Source organism: Mitsuokella jalaludinii DSM 13811 (assembly GCF_000702905.1).
GTDB classification, from domain to species: domain Bacteria; phylum Bacillota; class Negativicutes; order Selenomonadales; family Selenomonadaceae; genus Mitsuokella; species Mitsuokella jalaludinii.
The window spans coordinates 1-25234 of record NZ_JNKR01000019.1 but is presented as its reverse complement, the minus strand read 5'-3'; the positions used below and the strand labels follow the sequence as shown (position 1 = coordinate 25234).

Sequence of the window (25234 nt, the reverse complement as noted above, 5' to 3'; positions counted from 1 at the left end):
TCACGCTTCTTTTCTTGATGCTTTCTTGATGCTTTACTTATTGTGTTTCCTGGCCGGTCTTGCCGCGCGCGGGCCATGCTGACGGGTCTGCTTCCCTTTTTTTGCTGGAACAGCCGCCCTGGCATGCGGCAGCCGCTCAAACTCGATACCGAGCTTCTTGCCGAGCTCGGAGAGCTTGACGGCCTCCTTGAAGTCGATCAAGGTGATGACGGCACCCTTTCGGCCAGCGCGCGCCGTGCGGCCAGCGCGGTGCTGGTAGACCTGCGCGCTCTCCGGGAAGTCGAGGTTGATGACAAAGTCGACTGAGGGGATGTCGAGGCCGCGCGCCGCGAGGTCCGTCGATAAGAGCAGCTGGGCGCGGCCGCCCTTGATGGCAGCGATGGCCGCCTGGCGCGACTGCTTGGCATCCTTGCCGAGAAGCGACTCCGCGCGGATGCCCTCGTAGCGCAGCTTCGCGAGCGTCTGCTCGGCCGCGAACGTCCTGTTGATGAAGACGAGGCCGCGCTCGATCGGCAGGGAACGCGTGAGCTTGCGCACGCGCTCGATTTTCTCGCGGAACGGTACGGTGACGAAGTAATGATGGCAGGCGGCCATCTCCTCGACCGACGCCTCGATCTCGATGCACTCCGGATGGCCGAGGAACGAAGCGCGGTCGCGCGCCTTCTTCGGGTCGGTCGCCGAGAACATCAAGGCCTGGCGGTCTGCCGGCAGCAATTTTACGACATCGGCTGTCGTCATGTCGTTCTGGTCGTCGAGCAGGCGGTCGAACTCGTCGAGCACGAGGAAGCGCACGCCCGCGAGCTTGAGCTTGCCCTTGCGCGCGAGCTCACAGATGCGGCCGCCCGAGCCGACGACGAGCTGCGGCTTCTCCTTGAGCTTGTCGATCTGGCGCGCGATGTTCGCGCCGCCGATGAGGCCCTGCACGCGGATGCCGAGGCCTGCCTTCTGGCTGAGCTCGCGCGCCTCGCCGGCGATCTGCATTGCCAGCTCATACGTCGGGGCCAGCACGACGGCCTGTGTCTCGCGGCGGTCCTTGTCGAGCTGCATGAGGATGGGCAGCAGGTAGGCGAGCGTCTTGCCCGTGCCCGTCGGCGCCACGCCGAGGATGTCCGTGCCAGCGAGGATTTTCGGGATGGCCTGCTGCTGGATGGGCGTCGGCTCCTTGATGTTCTTGTCGGCGAGGACTCCTGCGAGTGCCTCGCTGACGCCTAAGTCGCGAAAGGTTTCCATATCTTCTCCTTATATCTTAAACAGGTATCACTTCTGTCATTTCGTCATTTCAAGAGCGGCTTGCCGTGGTCGTCATCGAAGGTCGCCGTGCACCGCGGGTAGTTCGAGCAGCCCCAGAAGACGCCGTTCTTGCCGTGGATGCTGCGCAGATGACCCTCGCGGCAGCGCGGGCAGAGGAAGCTCGACGAGGCCGCATCCTTCTCCATATGCTCCATCGGGCTGGCCGAGTACTTGGGCTTGTCGGCCCAGGACTGCCAGGAGGAGGTCTTTTGCTGTGCTGCATAGCTCTTCTCGTCGGCCTCCATGCGCGCGGCGTAGTCGTCGGGCGAGAAGAGCGCATTGAGCGCGGCGATATCGTCGTATGGCTCAGATGCACTGTGCGAGCTGTACGAACTATATGGGCGGTACGATTGGCTCGCGGCCGGAGCATCAGACTGGCGCGACTGCCAGGCCATCGCGGTGGCCGAGACGGCTGCCGGCGCCTCTCTTCGCGGCCGGCGCGCGAGGCGCGCTTTCGCGTCTTCGAGGTCGGGCTTGCCGTCCTTGTCGTTGCAGGTCATGCGGCACTTCGGGTAGTTCGAACAGCCCCAGAAGACGCCATTCTTGCCCTTGCGCTTCGTCAGGACGCCCTGATGGCAGCGCGGGCAGACATTCTCGCCCTTGACCTCCATGTGGACGTCACCTGCCTTCGCGCAGAGCTTGCGCGTGAAGGCAATCTGCCCCTGCAGGAAGTCGGCAAGGCTCTCCCCGCCTTCCGACATCGAGTGGAGCTTGTCCTCCCAGATGGCCGTCGAGTCAGGGTACGTGAGCTCGTCGGGCAGCGCGTCGACGAGCAGATAGGCCGCGGGCGTCGGCACGAGATACTTCTTCTTGCCCTCGGCCTTCATGAACTTGCGGCGGATGAGGTCGTCGATGATCGTCGCGCGCGTCGCCTCTGTGCCGATGCCGTAGACATCCTTGAGCTGCTTCTTCGCTTCAGGATTCTTGACGTACTTGTGGATTTCCTTCATGCCGGCCAAAAGCGTCGAAGCCGTGAAGCGCGTCGGCGGCTTCGTCATCTTCTCGAGCATGCGGCCGCGCTGCCAGGCCACATCGTCCTTCTTCTTCATGGCCGGCAATGTCTTGGCGTTCTCTTCCCTCTCGTCCTTGTCTTCCCTGTCATCTCCCTCGTCGGTCTCCTGCTTCTTTTTCTGCGACTGGTACATGACCTTCCAGCCGAGGTCGCGCTCCGTGCGGCCGCTGGCCGTGAACGTCTCCTCTTTATAGCTGACCTCGACCTTCGTCTGGTCGTAGGTGTGGACGGGGTAGAACTGCGCGAGGTAGCCGCGCGCGATGAGGTGGTAGAGATTGCGCTCCTCCTGCGTCATCTTCGTGACATCGGCCTGCACCGTCGTCGGGATGATGGCGTGGTGCGCCGAGATCTTCTTGTCGTTCCAGGCGCGGCTCTTCTGCTTGGGATTGGCCGCCTTCACCCACGCGGCAATCTGCGCGTCGCCGGCCTTCGAGAGGTGCGCGAGGATGGTGCTCGCATCGCCGAGCTGGTTCGTCGGCAGGTACTCGCAGTCTGAGCGCGGATACGTCGTGAGCTTCTTCTCGTAGAGCTTCTGTGCCGTGTCGAGGACGAGCTGCGGCGCGTAGCCGAAGCGCTTGCCCGCAAGCACCTGCAGCGTCGAGAGCGAAAACGGCAATGGCTGCGGCTCCTGCTTCTTCACCTTCTGGTACGATGAGATCACGGCGTCATGCGGCATCGCCTCGAAAAAGGCGAGCTTCTCGTCCGCGATCTTCTTGTCGACGAGGCGGTTCTCGCTGTCAAGCCCCGCCATCGTGTCCTGCGGCTTCCACTGCGCCTCGAAGCTGCCGTTTGCATGCTGGAAGGTGCCGCGGATGAGGTAGTAGGTCACGGGCTTGAAGTTCTCGATCTCGCGCTCGCGGCGCACGACGAGCGAGAGCGTCGGCGTCTTGACGCGGCCGATTGGCAGCACGAGGCGCTCATGGCCGGCGCGGCGCGCAGCCAATGTGTAGGCGCGCGAGAGATTCATGCCGATGAGCCAGTCGGCGCGGGCTCTGGCAAGTGCCGACTGCTTGAGATTGAAGAAATCGCGGTTGTCGCGCAGGCTCGCATTGGCCTTCTTGATGCTCTTCTCGTCGAGCGCGTTCAAGAGGATGCGGCGCACGGGCTTCTTGTTCCCGAGGTAGTCGAGCACCTCGTCGACGAGCAGCTGGCCCTCGCGGTCCGGGTCACCGCCGTGCACGATCTCGTCAGCCTTCTCAATGAGCGACTTGACGATGGCGAACTGCTTCTCACAGTCCTTGGCGACAAAGAGCTTCCAGTGCTCGGGGATGATGGGCAGGTCGTCGGCGCGCCAGCGCTTGTATTTCGGATCGTACTCCTCAGGCTCCGCCTGGCGCAGGATGTGGCCGAAGAGCCAGGTCACGACGCCGTCCTTCGTCACGAGGTAGCCATCATGGCGCGCGATGGGCCCCGTCAGGCACTTGGCGAGCTCGCGGCCCACACTCGGTTTCTCGGCAATATAAAGACGCAAGAGTCTTGCGGCCTCCTTTCAATAAAATATAGAAAATAAAACGACACAATCACGAGATGAGCTTGTAGATGCCCCAGACGATGACACCGACCCAGGCCAGCAGGAACACGGTCACGAGTATGCCGGCGAGCTTCGCATGGCGGAGAATGTAGTTGGCCTGGCGCTCGCAGTCCGACCGCACGGGGTACGGCAGCATGCGCATGAGCATGGCGATGGCAGCCGGCACGAGCACAGCATCGTCGAGCATGCCGAAGACAGGGATGGCGTCGGGAATCAGGTCAATCGGGCTCAAGAGGTAGAAGATGGCCAGGAGCATCATGCCCTTGACCTTCCGCGGTGTCTGGCGGCTCTTGAGCGAGAGCAGCATGACGAGGATGTCATGCCGGAAAAGGCGCAATACGCCGAGTAATCGTCCCATTTTGCAAACTCCTAGTTCAAAGTAAATACAGTCTCATTTTACCACACAACGAGCCATGCTGTCTGGAAAGGTGCTGAATTTCGAGAAATTGCCGGAATGTCTTATACAATTATAACATAGGAATTGACAGCATTATTCCTATTTGGTATAATAAATTAACATTTTGACAGATAATAATTCTCTTTGGTAGGTTTGTTTTTACAGGAGGACAACATATGAGCAAGAAGACCTTCCCGCTCTCCAAGGAGCAGCTTGAGGAAATCATCAAGAAGTACCCGACTCCGTTCCACATCTACGACGAGCGCGCCATCCGCGAGAACATCCGCAAGCTCCAGAAGGCATTTGCCTGGGCTCCGCGCTTCCGCGAGCAGTTCGCCGTCAAGGCGCTGCCGAACCCGCGCATCCTGCAGGTCCTGCACGAAGAAGGTGCGGGCACGGACAACAGCAGCCTCGCCGAGCTCGTGCTCTCGGAGGCGGCAGGCTACAAGGGCGAGGAGATCCTGCTGACCTCCAACGACACGCCGGCGGACGAGTTCCAGAAGGCCATCGAGCTCGGTGCCATCATCAACCTCGATGACATCAGCCATCTCGACTACCTCGAGAAGAACGCTGGCCTGCCGAAGATCATCTGCTTCCGCTACAACCCGGGCGACCTCATCGAAGGCAACGACATCATCGGCAAGCCGACGGAAGCGAAGTACGGCCTGACGCGCGACCAGCTCTTCGAGGCCTACAAGATGGCACAGGAGAAGGGCGTCAAGCGCTTCGGCCTGCACACGATGGTCGCTTCAAACGAGCGCCGCACGGAGGCCTTCGTCTTCACGGCTAAGCTCATGTTCGAGCTGGCAGTCGAGCTCAAGCGCCGCCTCGGCATCCACGTCGAGTTCGTCAACATCGGCGGCGGCATCGGCATCCCCTACCGCCCGGAAGAGGAGCCTGTCGACCTCGAAGCAGTCGGCGAGGGCATTCACAAGCTCTACAATGAGATGATGGTACCGGAGGGCCTCGGCGACGTCGCCATGATGACCGAGAGCGGCCGCGCCATCACGGGTCCTGCTGGCTGGCTCGTCTCGACGGCAATCCACGAGAAGAAGACCTACAAGGACTACATCGGCCTCGACTCCTGCATGGCCAACCTCATGCGCCCGGCCATGTACGGCGCCTACCACCACATCACGATCGCCGGCAAGGAGAACGAGCCCTGCAACCACACGTACGACATCACGGGCTCGCTCTGCGAGAACAACGATAAGTTCGCCATCGACCGCAAGCTGCCGAAGATTGACATCGGCGACCGCGTGATCATCCACGATACGGGTGCACACGGCAGCGCGATGGGCTTCAACTACAACGGCAAGCTCTGGTGCGCCGAGCTGCTGCTCCACGAAGACGGCAGCGTCGAGCTCATCCGCCGCGCCGAGACGCTCGACGATTACTTCGCCACCCTCAAATACCCGGGCAGCGTAATGTAATTTGTGATTGTACGCACATCCGGAGTAGAAGGCGGAGAGGCATGTATTTCGGCTTCGGCGCTCTGCTGAATGGACCCCATGACCAGATTGCGCATCGATGCCGATTCGCCGCCTGCCACGGCGTTCCGACATCGCATGCTTTGCCACGCCTGTCTTGGGGCCCATCCCTGCGGGCAATCGCTTCGCTTCTGCAGGCGAAACACATGCCTCCCCGCTCAGGGCTATGCAAACTGAGTGGCAGGGCTGCTCGTCACGCAGAGCAAAGAGGGGATGGCCGGGCAAAAGCGAAGCGTTTGACCGTCTGTGTCAAGAATCTATTTTTTCCCGACACACATTTCCTGAGGAAAGAGCGTCGTTCAAGCGCAGCGCGTTTAGCTCTTTCCTCAGGCTGCATTAAAAGGGAAAAAATAGATTCAGCAGCCGGTCATCGCGCAGCGTTGCCCGGTCATCCCCGTCTTGCATGCTCCGACACATGCCTCCTCGCCTTCAATGACAAGATGTGAGCATATGCCAATCAGCAAAAAAAGCTGCTACCCAACTCGCTTGGGTAGCAGCTCTTTTTATTCTGTCTTGATTGCCAGACTCTATCAGGCCAGCACGCGTGCGAGGCGCACGAGTTCTGGGTTCAGGGTCTTCGTGTTGTTGACGGCCTCGAAGAGGTTGACGCCTACGACCTTGCCTTCGTTGAAGCCGAAGACGATATCCGATGCGCCCGAGATGATGGCCAGAGCAGCCTTCTCGCCGAGCATCGATGCCTTCATGCGGTCTTCCACCGTCGGCGAGCCGCCGCGCTGGATGTGGCCGAGGACCGAGACGCGCGTGTCGATGCCCGTCTTCTCCTCTACGGCCTTGCCGATCTCGATGGCCGAGCCGGCGCCTTCCGCCACGACGATGATGCTGTAACGCTTGCCTGCATCGTACATTGCCTTGATCTCTTCGCACATCGAGTCGATGTTGAACTTGACCTCCGGTACGAGGACGAACTCAGCGCCGCCCGCGATACCAGACATCATGGCCAGCCAGCCGGAGTTGCGGCCCATGACCTCAACGAGCATGATGCGGCGATGTGCCGAAGCCGTGTCACGCAGCTTGTTGATTGCATCGACAATCGTGTTCGCAGCCGTATCGCAGCCGATCGTGTAGTCCATGCCCCAGACGTCGTTGTCGATCGTGCCCGGCAGGCCGACAATCGGCAGGCCCGTCTCTTTCGAGAGCAGCGAGCCGCCCGTCAGGCTGCCGTCACCGCCGATGATGACGAGGCCTTCGATCCCACGCTTCACGAGGTTCTCAAAGCCCTTGCGGCGGCCTTCCGGCGTCTTGAATTCCGGGCAGCGAGCCGTTCCGAGGAACGTGCCGCCGCGCTGGATGAGGTCGCTGACGCTGCGGCTCGTGAGCTCCTCGATGTCGTCATCGAGCATGCCCTGATAGCCGTTGTTGATGCCATAGACTTTTACACCCTCGTAGAGTGCCGTACGGACAACGGCACGCGCCGCAGCATTCATGCCCGGGCTGTCGCCGCCAGATGTCATTACAGCAATCGCTTTTTTGATCATGGGAACATCTCTCCTATTCCATCAGTTCCATACTTATCCCAATCATCCCGTTGGCCCATGCCGCAGGATAACCAAATGACCTGATAATGTACTTCTTATATATTATCTTTCTTTATTTTACGGAATTCGTCCAAAAATGTAAAGGGTTTCATGCAAAACAACGCCTTCTCCTCGCGGAAAAGGCGTTGCAGATCGTGGATTTTGTTTCAGGACGCGATACACGCATCATTTGAGGACGGCCATGAGATCTCGCTTCTCGTCCGTATCGACTTTGCGGATCTCCAGCTCGATGCCCAGCTCGTGGAGCTTCTTGAAGGCGGCGACGTCCTTGTCATCGACCGAGACGGCGCTCATGACCTGATGCTTGCCCTCGTAGAAGCTCATGCCGCCGATGTTGACACTCTTGATCGGCACGCCGTGCTCGACGAGGTACAAGACGCTCGTGGGATTCGTGAAGAGCAGCAGGCAGCGGTCATTCTCATACTTCGGGTTGCGGTAGATGCGCACCGCCTTCGCGAGGTCGACGACATGGCTCTTGACACCCGCTGGTGCAAGCTGCTTCAAGAGCACTGCGCGGATCTTGTCCTTGGCGACTTCGTCGTCACAGACGATGATGCGCTGGCAATCTGTCGCCTTCGACCAAACGGTGGCGACTTGGCCGTGAATCAGGCGGTCATCAATCCGTGCCAATACAATCTTCATAAGAGATCATCATCCTCGTCGTCATCGTCGACAGCAATCTGGCTCGCGTGGAAGAACTGCATGCCGCTCTTGCCAGCTTCTGCCGCTTTATCCATGAGTTCCTGAATGCTCAGGCCTTCGTCCATCATCTGCGCGCTGCACATCTCGATGAGCATCGGCAGGTTGACACCCGTCACGATGCCGTACGCCTCATTGGCGATGACGAGACGGCAGGCTGCATTGTACGGGCTGCCGCCGAAGAGGTCGTTGAGGAAGAGCACGCCGCCCGAGCAGTCAAGCTCCTTGATGGCTTCCTCGTACTTCTTGACGACATCATCCGGCCCCTCGCCCGGCACGAGCGTGACAGCGCGGACATTCTTCTGCTCACCGCAGATCATCTCGCACGAGCGCACGAGCTCCTCTGCAAAAAGACCATGTGTACCAACGATAATCGCAAACATTGGATAACCCCCTTCTGATACTACCTTACCTATACCCTAATACAATGCAAGATGCGTGCCAACTTTGTGTATCAAACCAATATGGATACACAGGTCATCATTCTCGCATCTCTTTGCGTTCAACAACGATGAAATAATACTATCACACTTGCTAGATAATACTCTATCGCGCTATCACCCATCATCCTGATACAGTATCGCCTCTCGCCACCCTAAAAGAAATACACTATCATCTGTATCAGGAATCATGGCCGTCAGTGTATCAGATCATCTCGGCCATGAAATAATACTCGTCTGCAGCTAGTGTCAGGTGCAACTTCTCCGAAAAGACCTCTGCGGCCTCCTTCAGTGCCTCGACCTTCTCGGTGCGGAGCTCTGACGGATTGCCGCCGTAGTGGAGAGGCTTGCGCATGACGCAGCGCTCGAGCGCACAGCCGCAGTGGACGAGCAGCCGGATGCGCAGAGGATTGGCCAACGGCTCCCTGCGCCCTGCCTCGAGCCGCTCGTCGAACTCCATGAGGAGCGGCATGACCTTCTCGGGGTTGAGATACGTCAGGAACTTGCAGAGGGATTCTGAGCAGAGACTCTGGACGACGCGGCTGCCCTGACGGTGAGGTGAGGCGCTGCGGCTGCCCGTGACGAGTTCCAAGAGCGCAGCCTCGCCCTCGCCGTCGATGATGGCCTCCAAGGAGATGAACGGGATGCGCATTGCGGGCTTCTTGACGCCGACGGCCGCCACGATGCGATGGCCCTCTGCGATCTCGCGCAGATGCTCCTCGAGCTTGACGATGCCGACGGGAATGACGGGCAAAGGCTGGCCCGCGCCGCACAGGATCTCCTCGACGAGCGACTTGAGCTTGAGCGCCGTGCCCTGCCCCGTCGAGCAGATGGTCACGACGACGCGGCCGTCGTCCGTCACCTTCTCGAGCTCCGTATCCTGCGTGACGTCGCGCGCCTCGTAGCCGTGGAAGCTCGCGAGCGAGTCGTAGAGACCGTCGAGGTCCATGCCCGCGAGCTCCGCCTTGCGCATGGCCTCGAGGATCAGCGGCGTCGAGACCATGTCGATCGTGCGCACAGGCACATCGAGGCGCTTCTCCAGGCTCGGGCCGAGATTACAGAGCGAGCCCATGTCCGCGAGTATCAGGACGCCCTTGAGGCAGGGCACGGACTGCAACATGGCCGCCATCTTGTCGAGCACGGCCTGCGGACGGACCTCGAGCGGCATGTCGACGGCCAGCACGCTGACGTCCGTCGTGCCGAACAAGCGCTGCGCGACTTCGACCATCGAGGTCGCCGTGCTCTGGCCATGCGTCGCGACGACGAGGACGACGCGATCGTCGCGGTCATCCTCCTGCGACGATTCCAACAGCAGGGCGATGTACTCAATCTCGACGCGCGGCACCTCGATGCGGTAATGCTTCTCGATGAGGCTGCCGATCTCGGTCGCCACCTCGAGGCAGAGCGAGTCCTGCGGCACAGTGCCCTCGAGCTCTTTGTGCGCCGCATCCTTCGACTTGACCCGCTTGAGAAAGGCCGAGAGGTGCAGGCTGAAGGCGTAGAGGAAGCGGTCGTGATAGCTCGCATTCATGCGCTTCTGCACGTAGAGCGCCACCTGTTCCGCGAAGTCGACGAGCGAGGCGTCGACGATCTTCAGCAGGCGCTCGCGCGTCGTCATGTTGACCGAAGCTTTCTTGTTGTAGAGATTGCGCACGTAGACATTGACATCCGCCGCGAGGATCTGCTTGATGAGGTCGCTGCTGATGCCCTCTCCCTTGAGGAGCTCGACTTTCGCCTCGACGACCTGGTAGAGATTGAACTCCGCGCCGCTCACGCCGTCCGTCAGCGGGAAATCCGGCCCCGGCGGCACGATGATGCACGAGTCGCTGCCGAGAGCTTTCGTGACCTCCGTCAAGGCCTGGCGGTTGGCCGAGAGCGTCAAGAGGCCGCTCCGGATCTGCTGCGGCAGCATCTTGAAGTCGACCTCGATGCCCTCCGGGCTGTCAATGCCGTTGAGGAAGGCCTGCGCGCAGAGCAGCTTGATGTTCGACTTGAGCTGACCGGCATTGCCGCTGCCGATGCTGCCGACGAGCGCCTTGATCGTCTCAACGCCCACGCGAATCGGCTTCTTGACGCGCTGCGCCTCATCCTGGAACATCAGCTTGATGATGTCGAGCTTCTCGTCCGTGCTGCGCTCCGCGAGCGGCGGTATCTTCATGATGTTCGGGATGCGGCGCACGAAGGTCTTCGTCAGCGCGGAGTCGGGGTCCTCCGTCGTCGCCCCGATGATCAGGACTTTGGCCCTGCGGCTGCGCTGCGTCTCGCCGAGCCGGTTGAACGTGCCCGTATCCATGAAGTAGAAGATCATCTCCTGCCCCTCAGGCGGCAGGCGGTGGATCTCGTCGAGGAACAGCACGCCGCCGTCCGCCTCCTCGACGAGGCCCGCCTTCGACTGCTCCGCGCCCGTGAATGCCCCCTTCACGTAGCCGAAGATATGCGAGATCAAGAGTTGCGGGTTGTTGTAGTAGTCGGCACAGTTGAACGTCACAAACGGCGCCTCCTCCGCGAAGCGGTGCATGACCTTGCCGTACTCGAACATCATGTGCGCGAAGAGCGTCTTGCCGACGCCCGTCTGGCCGACGATCAAGGTGTGCAGGCCGTCGGGCGGGTAGAGAATAGCCGCCTTGGCCTGCTCGACTTGGCGCCTCAGGCTCCTGTCCGCGCCGATGAGCCGCGCGAAGGGATTCTCGGGCTCCTGCGGCTTCTTCGACTGGCAGATGGCCTCGACATCGTCGAACTGGCACTCCCCCTCGCCGAGCGTCACGCCGAGTGCCGACTCCAGGCAAGCCCTGTCAAAGTAGAGCACCGGCCGCCCCGAGAACTTCACGATCCTGCCCTGGCGCTGCAGCGCATTGAGCTCCTTCGAGACATTGTTGCGCAAGATGCCGAGTGCCTCCGCGATTTCCTGCGCCCCAAAGCCGACACGCCCCTTGAGCTTTTCCTCTGGCCAGGCCTCCGACTTCTCTTCGATATACGAATAGATGCGCTCCCCTCGTTTCATCCGCATTCCCCTCCATACCTCAACATACACATCCTATTATAGCATACAGCAAAAAGGAGCAGCGCCTTGCGCTGCCCCTTTTCAAGCCTGTGAATGAGACTCAGCCTACGAGCTCGTAGCCAGCATCCTCGATGACTTTGCGGAAGTCGGCCTCTGGGATGTCGTGAGTTGCCTTGACATCGGCCTTGCCGCCCTCGAGGTCGACGGTGACATCCGTGACGCCGTCCATCTTGGCGAGTGCATCGTGAACGTGTTTCTGGCAGTGGGCACACATCATGCCCTCAATCTTCAGTGTCTTTTCCATGGTAATCGCTTCTTTCTCCTGTACAGATTGTGCGGCTGCCGAGTCGGCGGCCTCGTGATCCTTTCTATCAGATGAAACGGCTGCTGCCGTCTGCTCTGCTGATATTTCTGCCCCATGGTCTGGCTTGAAGAAGCGCAGGCGCAGGGCATTCATGACGACACAGACGCTCGACAGGCTCATGGCTGCAGCGCCGATGACCGGCGAGAGCTTGATGCCGAAAGCGGGGTAGAGGATGCCTGCGGCGAGCGGGATGCAGATGACGTTGTAGATGAGCGCCCAGAAGAGGTTCTCCTTGATGTTTTTCAGCACGGCCTTCGAGAGGCGAATGGCGCTGACCGCGTCGAGTAGGTCGCTCTTCATGAGCACGGCGTCGGCGCTCTCGATGGCGACATCCGTGCCCGCGCCGATGGCGATACCGAGGTCGGCCTGCGCAAGCGCCGGCGCGTCGTTGATGCCGTCGCCGATCATCGCGACCCTGTGGCCCTCCGACTGGAGCTTCTTGATGTGCGCCGCCTTGTTCTCCGGCAGGACACCGGCAATGACCTTCTCGATGCCCATGCGGCGGCGGATGGCCTCTGCCGTGCGCGCATTGTCGCCCGTCAGCATGACGACCTCGATGCCCATCTCGTGGAAGCGCGCGATAGCCTCGCGGCTCGTCGCCTTCTCCACATCGGCAGCGGCGAGGATGCCGATGACACGGTCGTCCTCAGCAAAGATCAGCGGCGTGCAGCCGTCATCAGCGAAGGCGGCGAGCTGGGCTTCATATGCCTTGAGGTCAACGCCTTTCTCCTCCATGAGCTTGGCATTACCGGCTGCATACGTATGTCCGTCGGCTTTTGCTTCAACGCCGCGGCCAAAGAGTGCCCGGAAGTCCGTCATCGCCTGGGGTGCGATGCCCTTTGCCTTGGCTGCCGTCATCACGGCTTCGGCCAGCGGGTGCTCGCTGCCCTGCTCAAGGCCGGCCGCGAGCGAGAGCAGCTGCTGTTCGGCAACGCCATCAGCCGTCACAATGACGGTGACCTCGGGGCGGCCCTCCGTGATCGTGCCGGTCTTGTCCATGACGACCGTGTCGACGGACTGCGCGATCTCGAGCGCCTCGCCCGACTTGATGAGGATGCCGTTCTCCGCGCCCTTGCCCGTGCCGACCATGATGGCGACCGGCGTCGCGAGGCCGAGCGCGCACGGGCACGAGATGACGAGGATGCAGATGGCAATCGAGAAGGCGAACTCGACGCTCGCGCCCATGGCCAGCCAGATGCCGCCCGCAATGACGGCAATCGCGATGACCGCTGGCACAAAGACGCCAGCAATCTTGTCAGCCATGCGCGCAATCGGTGCCTTCGAGGCACTCGCCTCGTCGACGAGGCGGATGATCTGGCTAATCGTCGTGTCCTCGCCGACGCGCTCCGCGCTGAAATGGATGGATCCCTGCTTGTTGATTGTGGCCGAAGTGACCTTGTCGCCCGCCTGTTTCTCGACGGGAATCGGCTCACCCGTGATGGCCGACTCATCGACGCTTGTCGTGCCAGAAAGCACGACACCATCTGCCGGGATGCGCTCACCCGGGCGCACGACGATCTCGTCGCCCGCCACAAGTTCCTCAGCCGGAATGGTCTGCTCCACGCCGCCGCGCACGACGCATGCCTGTTTCGGTGCGAGGTCCATGAGCTTCTCGAGCGCCTTGCTCGTCTGCCCTTTCGCGCGCGCCTCGAGGTACTTGCCGACGGTAATCAAGGTGACGATCATGCCAGCCGACTCAAAGTAGAGATTCGTGCTGTACTCCTGAACGAGCGCCATGTCGCCGTGGCCGAAGCCCCAGCCCATGCGGAAGATGGCGAAGGCGCCGAAGAGCGCTGCCGCCATCGAACCCATGCCGACGAGGCTGTCCATGTTCGGCGCGCCGCGGAAGAGATTGCGGAAGCCCGCAATGTAGTAGCGGCGATTGAGGTACATGATCGGCAGCACGAGCAAGAACTGCGAGAACGCAAATACAATGGCATTCTGCGGACCGTCAAAGACCGCGCCGACAATCTGCGGCACAGGCAGCCCGAAGAGCTTCTCAAAGAGGCCGTGCATCGAGATGTACATCGTCGGCAACAGGAAGGCGATCGACCAGACGAGGCGGTGCTTCATCTCAGCGATGCTCTTCTTGACAGGGTCCTCCTGCGGAGCGGCCTTGGCCGCTGCCTGCTTGCCTTTGACCGAGGCGCCATAACCAGCATCGACGACGGCCTTGATGATGGCCGGCACACTCGTCTTTTGCTCATCGTATTCGAGCTGCATGCTGTTCGTCAGCAGATTGACGCTGACATCTTTCGTGCCGTCAACCTTCGTGACGGCCTTCTCCACACGGGCCGAGCAGGCCGAGCATGTCATGCCCGTGATCGTGAATTGTTGTTTCTTCATCTTGGATTTCAGCCTCCTTGGTGGCTATTGGGAAACGACGGGTCATTTCATGACCTTCTGGAGCGTCGCAACGAGCTCATCGACTACCTCATCGTGACCGGCGCGGATGTCGTCGACTACGCACGACTTGATGTGCTGTGCGAGCAGTTCCTTGTTGAACGCATTGAGCGCCGACTGGATGGCGCTGACCTGCGTGAGGATGTCGACGCAGTAGCGGTCATCCTCGACCATCTTGCAGACGCCGCGGACCTGTCCCTCGATGCGCCGCAGGCGCGAGACGAGGCACTTGTATTCCTTGCTGTCCTTGTCGCGGTGCTTGTGCTTGACACAGCCACTGCAGGTGTGCTGCTCTGCACTCGCCTCAACCATAGCAGCCGCCTGACATTTCTTATCTTCACATGATTCCACGAATATACCCCCTAACGGTATATTATCTTATACCATTAGGGGGTATCTGTCAAGTCAAAAAAAAGCTCCCGCAATGCGGGAGAAAAATCAGCGCATACCGGCCATGGCCTGCTCTACAGCAACCTGCCAGCCATCGTAGAGACGTTCGCGCTCCACCTCATCCATATGCGGCTCATAGCGGACATACGGTGGCCATAATTTCCTCAGCTCATCGAGATTCTGCCAGAAGCCAATGGCCAAGCCAGCGAGATAAGCAGCTCCCAATGCCGTCGTCTCCATAATCTCCGGGCGAATGACAGGAAGGCCCATGATGTCTGCCTGGAATTGCATCAGAAGATTATTCTGGCTGGCACCGCCGCTGACCTTGAGTTCCTTGATTGGCACGGGGATATCTGGAGAGAGTGCCTCGTAGATATCACGCACCTGGTACGCCAGCGCCGCCAAAGCCGCCCGGATGATGTGAGCGCGGTTGACATCATCGCTAAGGCCGACGATGAGTCCCTTCGACTCCATATCCCAGTACGGTGCAGAGAGGCCTCGGAAGGACGGCACGAGATAGACGCCATTCGTATCGGGCACGCGCTTCGCGATCCATTCGGACTCCGGCATGGAATCCAAGATGCCAATCCCGTGCTTGAGCCATTCTAGGCTGATGCCCGAAACGAGCGTACTGCCCTCCAGAGCATATGTGACCTTATCGCCAATGCCCCAGGCAATCGTCGTCACCAGCCCGTTCTTAGAACGGACGTGACAGTCACCCGTGTTGACCAGGAAGAACGAACCGACACCATACGAATTCTTTGCTTCCCCCGGCTTAAAGCAAACTTCACCAAAGAGGTCTGCCTGCTGGTTGCCGATGCAGGATGCAATGGGAATCCTTGCCCCGAGCCAATTAGCTGCAGTCTCTCCGTAGAGATGGCTTGACGGATAGACGTCCGGCAAGATCTGGCGGGGAATATCGAGTGCCTCCAGGATATCCTCATCCCAAGTCAGATCCTTGATGTGGAACAGCATCGTGCGGGAAGCATTCGAATAATCCGTCGCAAAAACCTTGCCGCCACTGAGTTTCCACATGAGCCAGGTGTCCACAGTGCCAAAGCGCAGGCGTCCCTTCTGTGCCAGCTCTCTGGCACCTGGAACATTCTCAAAAATCCAGCAGAGTTTCGTGCCCGAGAAGTACGGCGCGATGACAAGAGAAGTCTTCTGCCAGATCTCTTCCTGATACCCTTCCTTGAGCAGTCGCTTGCAGATATCCCCCGTCTGGCGCGATTGCCAGCTGATAGCCGGATAGATGGGGCGTCCCGTCTTCTCATCCCAGACAATCGTCGTTTCACGCTGATTCGTCACGGCAATTGCCGCAATTTCTGACGGTTCCAGTCTCGCTAACTTGATTGCTTTGCGCGCCACAAAGAGCTGTGTCGACCAAATCTCATCTGGGTCCTGCTCCACCCAGCTTTCATGCGGCGTATACATCGATATCTTCTTTTCCGCATACGAGCATATCTGCCCTTCGCGATTGATTATGACTGCACGATTCTTGACCGACCCAGAATCGAGCGCCAGAATATACTGTTTTTTCAAGAACATCCCCCTTCCCGCTACCCCATTCATCATATACCATTCTTATTAAGGTTACGTCTCATTATATCATTGTTGCAATCCTTTTACAAAAAAATCTCCCGCGCAAAACGCGGGAGAAAGACTTATAGGAAAGGAAAGTCTCAAAGTATCATTGGGGAGTCAATGGAATACACAATAAAATGGATAAAGCGATTGGAACATAATTATGATAGGAACAGCTCGTAATAATCAGAACAAGCCAATAGCCGAGCCAACGACATAGGCTGCGCCTGCACCCATGAGCGGAGCAATGACCGGTACCCAGGCGTAACCCCAATCCGATCCGCCCTTGCCAGCAATCGGCAGGATTGCATGAGCCAGGCGAGGTCCGAGGTCACGAGCAGGATTCATGGCATAGCCCGTCGGACCGCCGAGCGAAAGGCCCAGCGCCCAGATGAGTACACCGACGATGTAGGGGCCGAAACCGGCCGGCATAGCACCGACTTGTTTCGAGAAGATGGCCCAGATCAGGAACAGCAGGAAGAACGTCGCAATGAACTCCGTCAGGAACGCTGTTCCCAAATTGCGGACGGCCGGAGCCGTGCAGAAGATGCCGAGTTTTGCGGCAGGATCCTTGGTGAGGCCCCAATGCGGCAGATACGCGAGCCAAACGATTGCCGCACCAGCAATGCCGCCGAGGATCTGGACGATGGACGTCACGACGAACTGGGTGAACGTATAGATGCCCAGAAGCATCTTGCCGAACGTAACAGCCGGATTGATGTCGCCTTGCGGAGCGCCCAGCGACGTTGCCGTAAAGACACCGAGCGTGACGGCAAAGCCCCATCCGATCGCGATATTGACCCAGCCCGAAGCCTGCCCCTTAGAGCGTTCCAAGGTCAAATTTGCACAGACGCCGCAGCCGAAGACCAGCAGGACCATCGTGCCAAAGAATTCACCTAAAAGATTCTCATAACCGACAACCATAGCGGATTTTCCCTCCTGTTATTCTTCGCTGAGCCAGTGCATCGAGTGCTTGACAGCCTTCTGCCAGCCCTTGTAGTACTTCGCAGCATCTACCTCCGGCATCGTCGGCTCAAAGCGCGTATCGAGCTTCCACGCCGTCTTGACCTCTTCCTTGTCCTGCCAGACACCGACAGCCAGGCCAGCGAGATAAGCTGCACCGAGAGCCGTCGTCTCAATCGTCTGCGGACGGTCCACCGGGCACTGCAGGATGTCGGCCTGGAACTGCATGAGGAGGTTATTCGCGCACGCACCGCCATCCACTTTGAGGGACTGCAGCTTCTCGCCAGAATCTTCTTCCATGGCCATCAGGACATCCTTGGTCTGATAAGCGAGCGACTCGAGCGTAGCGCGGACGATATGAGCCTTTGTCGTACCGCGCGTGATGCCGATGATCGTACCGCGCGCATCCTGATCCCAGTACGGTGCACCGAGGCCGACGAATGCCGGGACAACGTAGACACCTGCCGTATCCTTGACCTTCTTGGCCACCCATTCAGAATCCGGGGCCGAGTCGACGAGACGGATGCCGTCGCGAAGCCACTGGATGGCCGAGCCAGCTACGAAGACAGAGCCCTCGAGAGCATACTCTACCTTGCCGTCCAGCCCCCAGGCAATCGTCGTGACGAGGCCCTTATGGGATTTCTTGAGCTCCGTGCCCGTGTTCATGAGCAGGAAGCAGCCTGTGCCATACGTGTTCTTTGCCATGCCCGGCTCGAAGCAGTTCTGGCCGAACAGAGCGCACTGCTGGTCGCCAGCTGCGCCAGCGACAGGGATTGAAGTGCCGAGGATGCTCGGGACGCTATGGCCGTATACATAAGAGGACGGCTTCACTTCCGGCAACATGGCTTTCGGGATATTGAGATAGCCCAGCAGTGCATCATCCCATTCGAGCGTGTTGATGTTGAAGAGCATCGTACGCGACGCATTCGAGTAATCCGTAACATAAGCTTTGCCGCCCGTCAGCTTCCAGATCAGCCAGGTGTCGATCGTGCCGAAGAGGAGCTCCCCCTTCTCTGCACGCTCCTGTGCACCCTCGACATGGTCGAGGATCCAGCGGATCTTCGTCGCGGAGAAGTACGCATCGATCAGCAGACCAGTCTTATCCTTCACTTCATCGACAAGGCCCTTGGCCTTGAGGTCTTCCGCAATGGATGCCGTCTGACGGGACTGCCAAACAATCGCGTTGTAGATAGGACGTCCTGTCTTCTTGTCCCAGATGACAGCCGTCTCGCGCTGGTTCGTGATGCCGATACCTGCGATGTCACTTGCCACGAGGCCCGACTGTTCGAGTGCCTCTTTCATGACGGTGACCATCGTGCTCCAGATTTCTTCTGCATCGTGCTCAACCCAGCCCGGTTCCGGGAAATGCTGCGTGAATTCCTTCTGAGATACGCCGATGACCTTGGAATTACTGTCAAAGATGATGGCGCGATTCGAGGTCGTACCTGCATCTAATGCCATAACAAACTTCGTTGCCATGTTTTAAAATCCCCTCTCAAAAACCCCTTATATTTCTCTTATGTATTCGAGCAGACCAATCAGTAATCGCCTGCTTCTTTCTGTGCAAAGTCGAGAATGCCCGCCGCATCAATCTTCCCGTAAAATTCACGCGGGATCAACGCCACTTTGACATTCGGATACTTCACCTTGAGCGAGCCGAGCTCGCTCGCCGTCTGCGGAGCCAGAAGCATGACGTCGGCAAAAGCAGCTGCTTCATCTGCCTCTGCGACAGGATAGAAACTGATGGAACATGGGTAGCCTAGACGTGCTGCTTCTGCTTCCATGCGCCTGACCAAGAGATTCGTCGAGATACCCGCAGAGCATAACAGGACGATGCGCCGAATTTCGTCGTGCATGAAAATCACCTCCTTTCATCTCACGCAAAGCCTATCGTCTCAGCGATACGCTTCTTCCAATATTTCAATCGGGTGGCAGGGATCAGTCTGCGTCCCGTGCTTGATCTGCATGCGGCACGTCGGGCAGTCACAGATGACGTCATCCGCCGTACTCTCTTTGATCCTCTCGAAAAGCTTCTCTCCTATTTTCATTGAGATATCATACTTTTCCTTCTTGAAGCCATAGTTGCCGGAGATGCCACAGCAACCGGCATCAGCGAGCTCCACCTCAACACCAGGGACCTGCTTGAGCACGGATACGGCCGGCGTCCCGATGCCCTGCGTTTTCAGATGACACGGCACGTGATAGATGAGTTTCTTGTCAACCCGCTTGAAGTCTGTCTTGAGTTCGCCCTTCGACATGAGTTCTTCAAGGAATTCAAAGGCATCGTAGATATTCTCTGCCGCGTCCTCCATACGCTGCTCACCGAAGAGCTCCGCGTATTCGGCTCTCAGCATCAGCGAGCAGCTGGTGCAGCAAACGACGACAGGGATGCCCTGCTCCTTCCACTTCAAGATTCTCGATACATTGTTGTCCGCGTGTTCCTTTGCCTCATCGAGATAACCTGTAACGACGAGCGGGGAACCGCAGCAGTTCATGCCCTCATCCACAAGGACTTCATAGCCGTTGTGGTTCATGACCTTGACGAAGGCGATGCCGATATGTGGCTCATTGTAGTTGATGGAACAGCCCGGATAGAACAAGACTTTCTTGTCGCTCTTCGGCTGCTTGATGTCCTTGAACTGACGGTAGAACGTCTTTGAAGCGTACGAGGGCATCGAACGCTGGCCCGCAATCCCCATAGCCGAGAGGACGCCGAGCGCACCGCTGACCTTCGTACCGAGGTTCGCAAAGGTCGAGCCGAATGGTATAGCCGAGACAAGTTTTGCCATGCGTTCCCCGTGTGCGAGCATGTCATCACGCTTCGAATGCGGATGATGGCGATAGTATTCGCCACGCATCAGCATATTGAGCGTCGAGACGGCTACACCTGAAGGGCATGCGCGGTCACAGCTCTTGCAGTTCGAGCAAAAATCCAGCGAATCCTCATAGTCATCCTGAGAGAAATGCATGCGTCCGTGTGCCGGTGCCACGAGTTTCGGGCCACGGTACTCCAGAGATGCTGCCATGACAGGGCAGTTGGCCATGCACGAGGTGCAGGACAGACAGTGATCACCCGAATAGACGGCTTGTTTGTCTTCTTCAATCATCTTTGTATCGCTCATAGCATCTATCCCCCTCATTCTCTTGCAGCCTTATAGGCCGAGGAAATCGCTACACCGTTGCCCGAATGCTCAAAGCAGAAATCGTATCCAGCAAGCATCCGGCCGCAGACACGCACATTCTCGAGAACAACTTTGCCATCCGCACCGAGCGGGCGCATCGCTGCATCCGTCCGGATGCCACTCTTGGCAAACCCCTGCGGCTGATCCGAGAACAATTTATCGTTAGCCCAGCCTGCTTCTCCCTTGACAAATGATACCGGCAGATTGAACACCACTTCCTTGGGCTTATCGAAGTCCCGCATCGTGATGCCGCCGCTATAAAAACCACCCGTCGCCAGTATGAAGCGCTCTGCCGTGTATTCCTTCTTGCGCGCACAGCCTTCCGCCGTGACAGAGATTGCCTTGCTTCCCTTGACCTTCGCACCTATGACACGCGTGTTCTCTACGATATTGACACCCGCCTTGCGCAGGGCATCGATCAGGATGCGCTGCACGCGCATGCCGTTGACAGAAGGCGGCAGGCACGTCGTTTCGACGAGCGGTGCCCCCAGCCTTTCTTCCAACTCTTCACTGAGCTCGCCATCCTTGAGGCCGAGCACTTGCGGTACGATGAACACCGCATCACTGCCGCCTCTGCTGCGCAGCTGTGCCACGAAATTGCGTCTGCCCTCATCTGACTCCAGCCAGCGTGCGACATCCTGTGTCGTGATATCGCGTCCACCGCCAAGGTTCGGATCCACCACGGCGACTTCATACGAACGGCTTTCCCCTAATTCTTTCTTCAGGTTTTCCAACATGATCGACCCATAGAAGTCCTTGAGCCCGCGGACGGAGACGACTACGATCTTTCTCCGCCCCTGGAACACACGGCTCCCCGCCAGAGATCTCGGCGCAAAGCTCGTCGGCTTCAGCGTGCCGACAGCCGTCGGCACGAACAAGTGACGATCAAACGAGCCCGCATACGGCAGGCCATTTGCACCCATGACCTCGCGGAAGAATGAGATTCCCTCCTCGACGGCCTCACGGCCGATTCGATGGTAGGGATGCTCTTCCGGCAATGACTCCATTGCCTTCATGGGATTCTCGACGTAATGATGCTGCTGGTCATAGGCCAGGATATCAATCACACCGCTATTCAAAGGAAGCGTTCCTTCACCGTACGTCAGCATCGTCACGCGCTTGCCGTTTCTCGCGCTGACAAGCGCTGCCACCATGCCAGCGATACCGCCGCCGATGACGATCACATCCGATTTGATCATTTCGTTGCGCCTCCATTCACGTGAAATAAGAGTTCATACATGCCGCGCGTCATTTCCATCTCGCGGATGGTGCGACCAAGCAAGACTGGGCGAATGCCCTTCCAACGACCTTCCAGGAGTTCTTTCATCTGTGCCAGAGAATCCTGCGCAGCGTCATCCTGCCGCCCCTTGCGACAATCCGCAAAGATACTGGCACTGCGCAAAGCGCAGAAGTTCGCCTGACATGTTCCCATGCCGACACGCGTGCGGCGGCGGATGTCGCTGAGCTGATGGACGGAAGGTTCATTTGCGATTTCCTCCACCTCTGCACGCGTGACGTTCTCGCACTCGCAGACGAGCTCGCGCTTCTCCGGATCCTGCTTGAGTCTTCGCACGACGCTCTTGAAACGATCTGGGCCGAGACGCGTCGCTGCGAGGTCCGTACCGTAAGATGGGAAATACGACCGTGCCTCTTTGCGCTCTTCTTCCGGTACTTCGGGGACAAGCGGCTCCTCAGCCGTCCGGCATGGCATCGTATTGCCCAGTTTCTTGCAGACAGCATCTGAGAGCTTCTCAGCCATCAGGCGATACGTTGTGAACTTGCCGCCAACCATCGTGAACATTCCCTCGAGGCCGTCCTGCTCACCGTGATCGACGATGGCAAAGCCGCGCGAAGCACTTCGTCCGACAGCACCTCCTGGCGGGATGTAGAGCGGACGCGATCCTGCAAAGCAACGCAGGATGCGGTAATCGCGCAGATGCTCGAAGGTCTGCTCACCGATGGCCAGCAGGCTCTCGACTTCATCACGCGCCGTGCTCGTATCTTCGGCATCGTCCACACTCATCGACGTCGTGCCGAGAATCGTGATGGAACCATGCGGTACGAAGATATCGCCGTCCGACGATTTGTGCAGGCGATTGACGATGTGGTTGCAGATGCGCTGGTTGAATGCAATCAGCGTTCCTTTGTCCGGCTGCACGCCAACATCCAGTCCCGCGAGCTTGGCCACCTGGCCAGCCCAGCCGCCTGCGACATTGACAAGGATATCACAGGAGATTTTCGTGATGAGCCCCGTGAAGGCGTTGCGCGTGCGTATGCCCTTGACCTTGCCGTTCTGCGTGATGATGCCCACGACTTCCTCGTATGTCTTAGCTCGGCCGCCATAACGTCTCGCACTATCGACATTCTGCCAGGAGAGGCGGAAACCATCTACTGCTGCATCCGGGACCATGTAGGCCGAAACGACGTTCTTTGAAAGGCGCGGCTCGATACGGAACGCTTCGTCCAGAGAGATCTGCTTGGCCTCGATGCCGCTGACACGACATCCCTCCACCCATGCGTCCTCAAAATCCGCCGGGTCACTGTTGAGGCGAACGAACATGCCCCCATATGGTTCTACGCACGAGCGGCCAATCTTGCGGAGAATCTTGTTCTCCTCGATACACTCACGTGCTGCTTCCTGATCTTTGACGGCATAGCGCCCACCGCTGTGCAGCAGGCCGTGATAACGAGAACTTGCCCCGTTAACGAGATCTGCTTTTTCAATCAGCAGCGTATCGATGCCACGCATCGAAAGATCGCGCAGGATACCGACACCAGTCGCTCCACCGCCAATGACGATGACCGTTGCATGCTCCATTGCTAAGCTCTCCTTCCAGATGGTTCCAATCCTTTCGATATTTCAGACTTCTAGCTGTGATATGGATAAACATTGCTACAGAAGCGGAATACGACAACAAGGGCTGCTTTGCAGCAGGGCTCAAACCCTTCCACTGTGAAATGTCAAAATATCGTTTTGATTGGTTTTTGTAATATTATTTCGTGTTTACATTCGTAATGATACACGAAATATCGTGTTCTGTCAATACTATATTTCGTGTATCATTATGTTTTTTCGTATATATCACGAGAATAAAGGCGGTCCGGCGCGATTCTGGTATTGAAAAAGCATTATGGCGCCGCTATAATAAATAGTAGTTTTTAAATCAGGATTTCATCTATAAACAGATGTTATCGAGAAAGCAGGTGCAAGATGACCCGAGAGGATTTCATCAAGACCTTGATCAAATCAAAGGGGTATACACTCAAGGCCTTTTCCCAGGAGATCAATATGCCCTACACAACATTATTGTCTATCCTGAATGGCTCTATCGGCGGCGCTGCCATGGACAATGTCCTGAAGATATGCCGCGCCCTCAACCTATCGCTCGATGATCTCGCAACCGTTGGACAGGAACATGCCGCAACGCCAGAGAGTGCCTCCATCGACGAACACCTCACCGCACTGATCCACGACCTCTCTGACGAGAAGAAAACAGCTTTGATCATCCTGCTCTCTAAATTCTGAGCAGGATTTTTTTGTAAAAAAAACAGCCCACAAAATCGTGAGCTGTACTAAATTTCGTATTTTCTTTATCGCATCCTCAGCCCTTGTCCATCGAGTGGATGATGATGTCAGTGAGGATCTTCGTCCAGTCGATGCGGCCGCTTGAACTGCCGGAACCTTGCTCGGCCGGCTGCTGTGGCGGCGGGTTCTTGGCGCGCTCGGCAGCGAGACGCGCGGTGCGCAGGTCGTTGGCGAGCGCCTGGTCTTGCTTGTCGGAATAGTTCCAGGCAATCTCGAGCTCGCGCACGGCGTCGTCGTAGCGTCCCTCGTCGTAGTAGATGAGGCCTTCGTACTGATGACAGCGCCAGATGGGATACGTCGCGTTATCGTGCTTCGTCGCGTTGGCCGCGCTGAAGTCCTCGAGCGCGTCGTGCGGCCGGTTGAGGCCGTAGTAGGCGCGCCCGCGCAGGTAGTAGGCATAGGCGCGCGGGTTGCCTGTCACCTGGCGGTCCCCGATGAGCGTCGTCAGCTCATCGATGGCCTTCGTGTATTCACTGCGCTGGATGTTGCCCATGCTGCGGTCGAAGATCTTGCCGTAATCGTAATTCGTCTCGAGCCGCGTGCCGAGCTTGCGCTTCTCCAGTCCGTTGGCCTTCTGGTACTGCTGCAGGAGCTCCTCATTCTGCTTCTTGAGAGCGTCGCGCTCCTGCTGCAATTTCTCGATTTCATCCTTCTTGGCCAGCATGGCCTTGAAGTCGATGTTGTCGGTGTCGACCTCTGCCGTCAGGTTGACGGTGTACTTCCATGTCTTGCCCGAAAGTTCCGGCACGGAATCCTCCTTGATGACCTTGAGCACGGCGCCCGAGATCATCTTGACGTCATCCTCTGTCAGCTGCATGTTCTTGGTGCGCGAATAGCTCTCGACGTAGACCCCCGCCTTCTCGACAGCGGCGCGCATGGCCTCCTGCCGCGCCGCATCGCGCGCGATCTTCGGCGAATCGTTGTCGCCCATGATGTAGACGCCCGTCGCCTCGATGACCTGAGGCGCCGCTTCAGCAGGACTCATACCGCCCGGCCAGATACAGACAGCCGCCATCAGCACGAGACAGGCTCGCCATAGTCCCTTCATAACCCAACACCATCCTAACGTAAAATAGTGTACTTTGCTAACTACTATTATACGGATGTAGAATCCGCCTGCCAATTAAAAACGCATGAATTTCAGGCAGATTCCACCTCCTCAAAAAAATTTTTGCGGAAACGCAAAAAAAAGATTGACAGACAGGCGCGATATCGATATACTATATCTTGTCAGTTGCGACAAGCGACAGATGCTGATTTAGCTCAGTTGGTAGAGCAGCTCATTCGTAATGAGCAGGTCGTAGGTTCAAGTCCTATAATCAGCTCCATATTTTGCTGATTTAGCT

General features: G+C 58.2%; 18 protein-coding genes, 1 tRNA gene and 1 pseudogene. 3 read left to right on the top strand and 17 right to left on the bottom strand.

Annotated features, from left to right (window positions below; translation table 11 throughout):
* Positions 1-33: 33 nt before the first annotated feature.
* The 3 genes and pseudogenes from T518_RS09035 to T518_RS12465 all read right to left on the bottom strand — a co-directional run.
* Entirely contained in the window at positions 34-1230 is a 1197-nt protein-coding gene (locus T518_RS09035; RefSeq protein ID WP_036378382.1) for a DEAD/DEAH box helicase, read from the bottom strand.
* Between the two features lie 44 nt (positions 1231-1274).
* A complete protein-coding gene (locus T518_RS09030) occupies positions 1275-3773 on the bottom strand; it encodes a DNA topoisomerase 3 (RefSeq protein ID WP_036378381.1) in 2499 nt (832 codons plus the stop codon).
* Positions 3774-3983: 210 nt separating this feature from the next.
* A pseudogene (locus tag T518_RS12465) lies at positions 3984-4071 on the bottom strand (DUF1232 domain-containing protein); the annotation flags it as partial.
* A gap of 335 nt (positions 4072-4406) precedes the next feature.
* Between T518_RS12465 and T518_RS09020 the strand changes: the two are divergent.
* Positions 4407-5663, top strand: coding sequence for a diaminopimelate decarboxylase family protein (locus T518_RS09020; protein WP_036378378.1), 1257 nt, complete (start codon positions 4407-4409; stop codon positions 5661-5663).
* Positions 5664-6250: 587 nt separating this feature from the next.
* On the opposite strand, the gene pfkA is transcribed toward T518_RS09020, so the two are convergent.
* The 13 genes from pfkA to glpA form a co-directional block, all read right to left on the bottom strand.
* Positions 6251-7216: a 6-phosphofructokinase gene (gene pfkA / locus T518_RS09015; RefSeq protein ID WP_036378375.1), complete on the bottom strand. Its 966-nt coding sequence runs from the start codon at positions 7214-7216 to the stop codon at positions 6251-6253.
* Positions 7217-7441: 225 nt separating this feature from the next.
* The gene (locus T518_RS09010) at positions 7442-7918 is read right to left on the bottom strand and encodes a mannose/fructose/sorbose PTS transporter subunit IIB (protein ID WP_036378374.1); all 477 of its coding nucleotides are present in this window, start codon (positions 7916-7918) and stop codon (positions 7442-7444) included.
* Complete coding sequence (locus T518_RS09005; protein WP_036378373.1) at positions 7915-8358, bottom strand: PTS sugar transporter subunit IIA; 444 nt, start codon at positions 8356-8358, stop codon at positions 7915-7917. Before T518_RS09005 ends, T518_RS09010 begins: the two co-directional genes overlap by 4 nt.
* 262 nt (positions 8359-8620) lie before the next feature.
* The gene (locus tag T518_RS09000; protein WP_036378372.1) at positions 8621-11416 is read right to left on the bottom strand and encodes a sigma-54-dependent transcriptional regulator; all 2796 of its coding nucleotides are present in this window, start codon (positions 11414-11416) and stop codon (positions 8621-8623) included.
* Between the two features lie 100 nt (positions 11417-11516).
* Positions 11517-14126 (bottom strand): heavy metal translocating P-type ATPase, encoded by a 2610-nt coding sequence (locus T518_RS08995; protein WP_036378370.1) that lies wholly within the window; start codon positions 14124-14126, stop codon positions 11517-11519.
* Between the two features lie 42 nt (positions 14127-14168).
* Positions 14169-14534, bottom strand: coding sequence for a metal-sensing transcriptional repressor (locus T518_RS08990; RefSeq protein WP_248617179.1), 366 nt, complete (start codon positions 14532-14534; stop codon positions 14169-14171).
* Positions 14535-14621: 87 nt separating this feature from the next.
* Positions 14622-16115 (bottom strand): glycerol kinase GlpK, encoded by a 1494-nt coding sequence (gene glpK / locus T518_RS08985; protein ID WP_036378404.1) that lies wholly within the window; start codon positions 16113-16115, stop codon positions 14622-14624.
* Between the two features lie 228 nt (positions 16116-16343).
* Positions 16344-17081: an MIP/aquaporin family protein gene (locus T518_RS08980; protein ID WP_072003593.1), complete on the bottom strand. Its 738-nt coding sequence runs from the start codon at positions 17079-17081 to the stop codon at positions 16344-16346.
* Positions 17082-17099: 18 nt separating this feature from the next.
* The gene (gene glpK / locus T518_RS08975) at positions 17100-18599 is read right to left on the bottom strand and encodes a glycerol kinase GlpK (protein WP_036378368.1); all 1500 of its coding nucleotides are present in this window, start codon (positions 18597-18599) and stop codon (positions 17100-17102) included.
* Positions 18600-18658: 59 nt separating this feature from the next.
* A complete protein-coding gene (locus tag T518_RS08970; protein WP_248617178.1) occupies positions 18659-18976 on the bottom strand; it encodes a PTS sugar transporter subunit IIB in 318 nt (105 codons plus the stop codon).
* A gap of 39 nt (positions 18977-19015) precedes the next feature.
* A complete protein-coding gene (locus tag T518_RS08965; protein ID WP_248617177.1) occupies positions 19016-20242 on the bottom strand; it encodes an anaerobic glycerol-3-phosphate dehydrogenase subunit C in 1227 nt (408 codons plus the stop codon).
* A gap of 14 nt (positions 20243-20256) precedes the next feature.
* Positions 20257-21501, bottom strand: a complete 1245-nt coding sequence (gene glpB / locus T518_RS08960) for an anaerobic glycerol-3-phosphate dehydrogenase subunit GlpB (RefSeq protein WP_036378367.1) — start codon at positions 21499-21501, stop codon at positions 20257-20259.
* Positions 21498-23120 (bottom strand): anaerobic glycerol-3-phosphate dehydrogenase subunit GlpA, encoded by a 1623-nt coding sequence (gene glpA / locus T518_RS08955; RefSeq protein WP_036378366.1) that lies wholly within the window; start codon positions 23118-23120, stop codon positions 21498-21500. The genes glpB and glpA overlap by 4 nt, the downstream gene beginning before the upstream one ends.
* A gap of 393 nt (positions 23121-23513) precedes the next feature.
* Here glpA and T518_RS08950 point away from each other — a divergent pair, with 393 nt between their 5' ends.
* Positions 23514-23828, top strand: a complete 315-nt coding sequence (locus tag T518_RS08950; protein WP_036378365.1) for a helix-turn-helix domain-containing protein — start codon at positions 23514-23516, stop codon at positions 23826-23828.
* A gap of 76 nt (positions 23829-23904) precedes the next feature.
* Here the strand turns inward: T518_RS08950 and T518_RS08945 are convergent, their stop codons facing one another.
* On the bottom strand, positions 23905-24936 hold the full coding sequence (locus T518_RS08945; protein ID WP_036378364.1) for a GAS domain-containing protein: 1032 nt from the start codon (positions 24934-24936) through the stop codon (positions 23905-23907).
* Positions 24937-25140: 204 nt separating this feature from the next.
* Between T518_RS08945 and T518_RS08940 the strand changes: the two genes are divergently transcribed.
* A tRNA-Thr gene (locus T518_RS08940) sits at positions 25141-25216 on the top strand.
* Positions 25217-25234 lie beyond the last annotated feature (18 nt).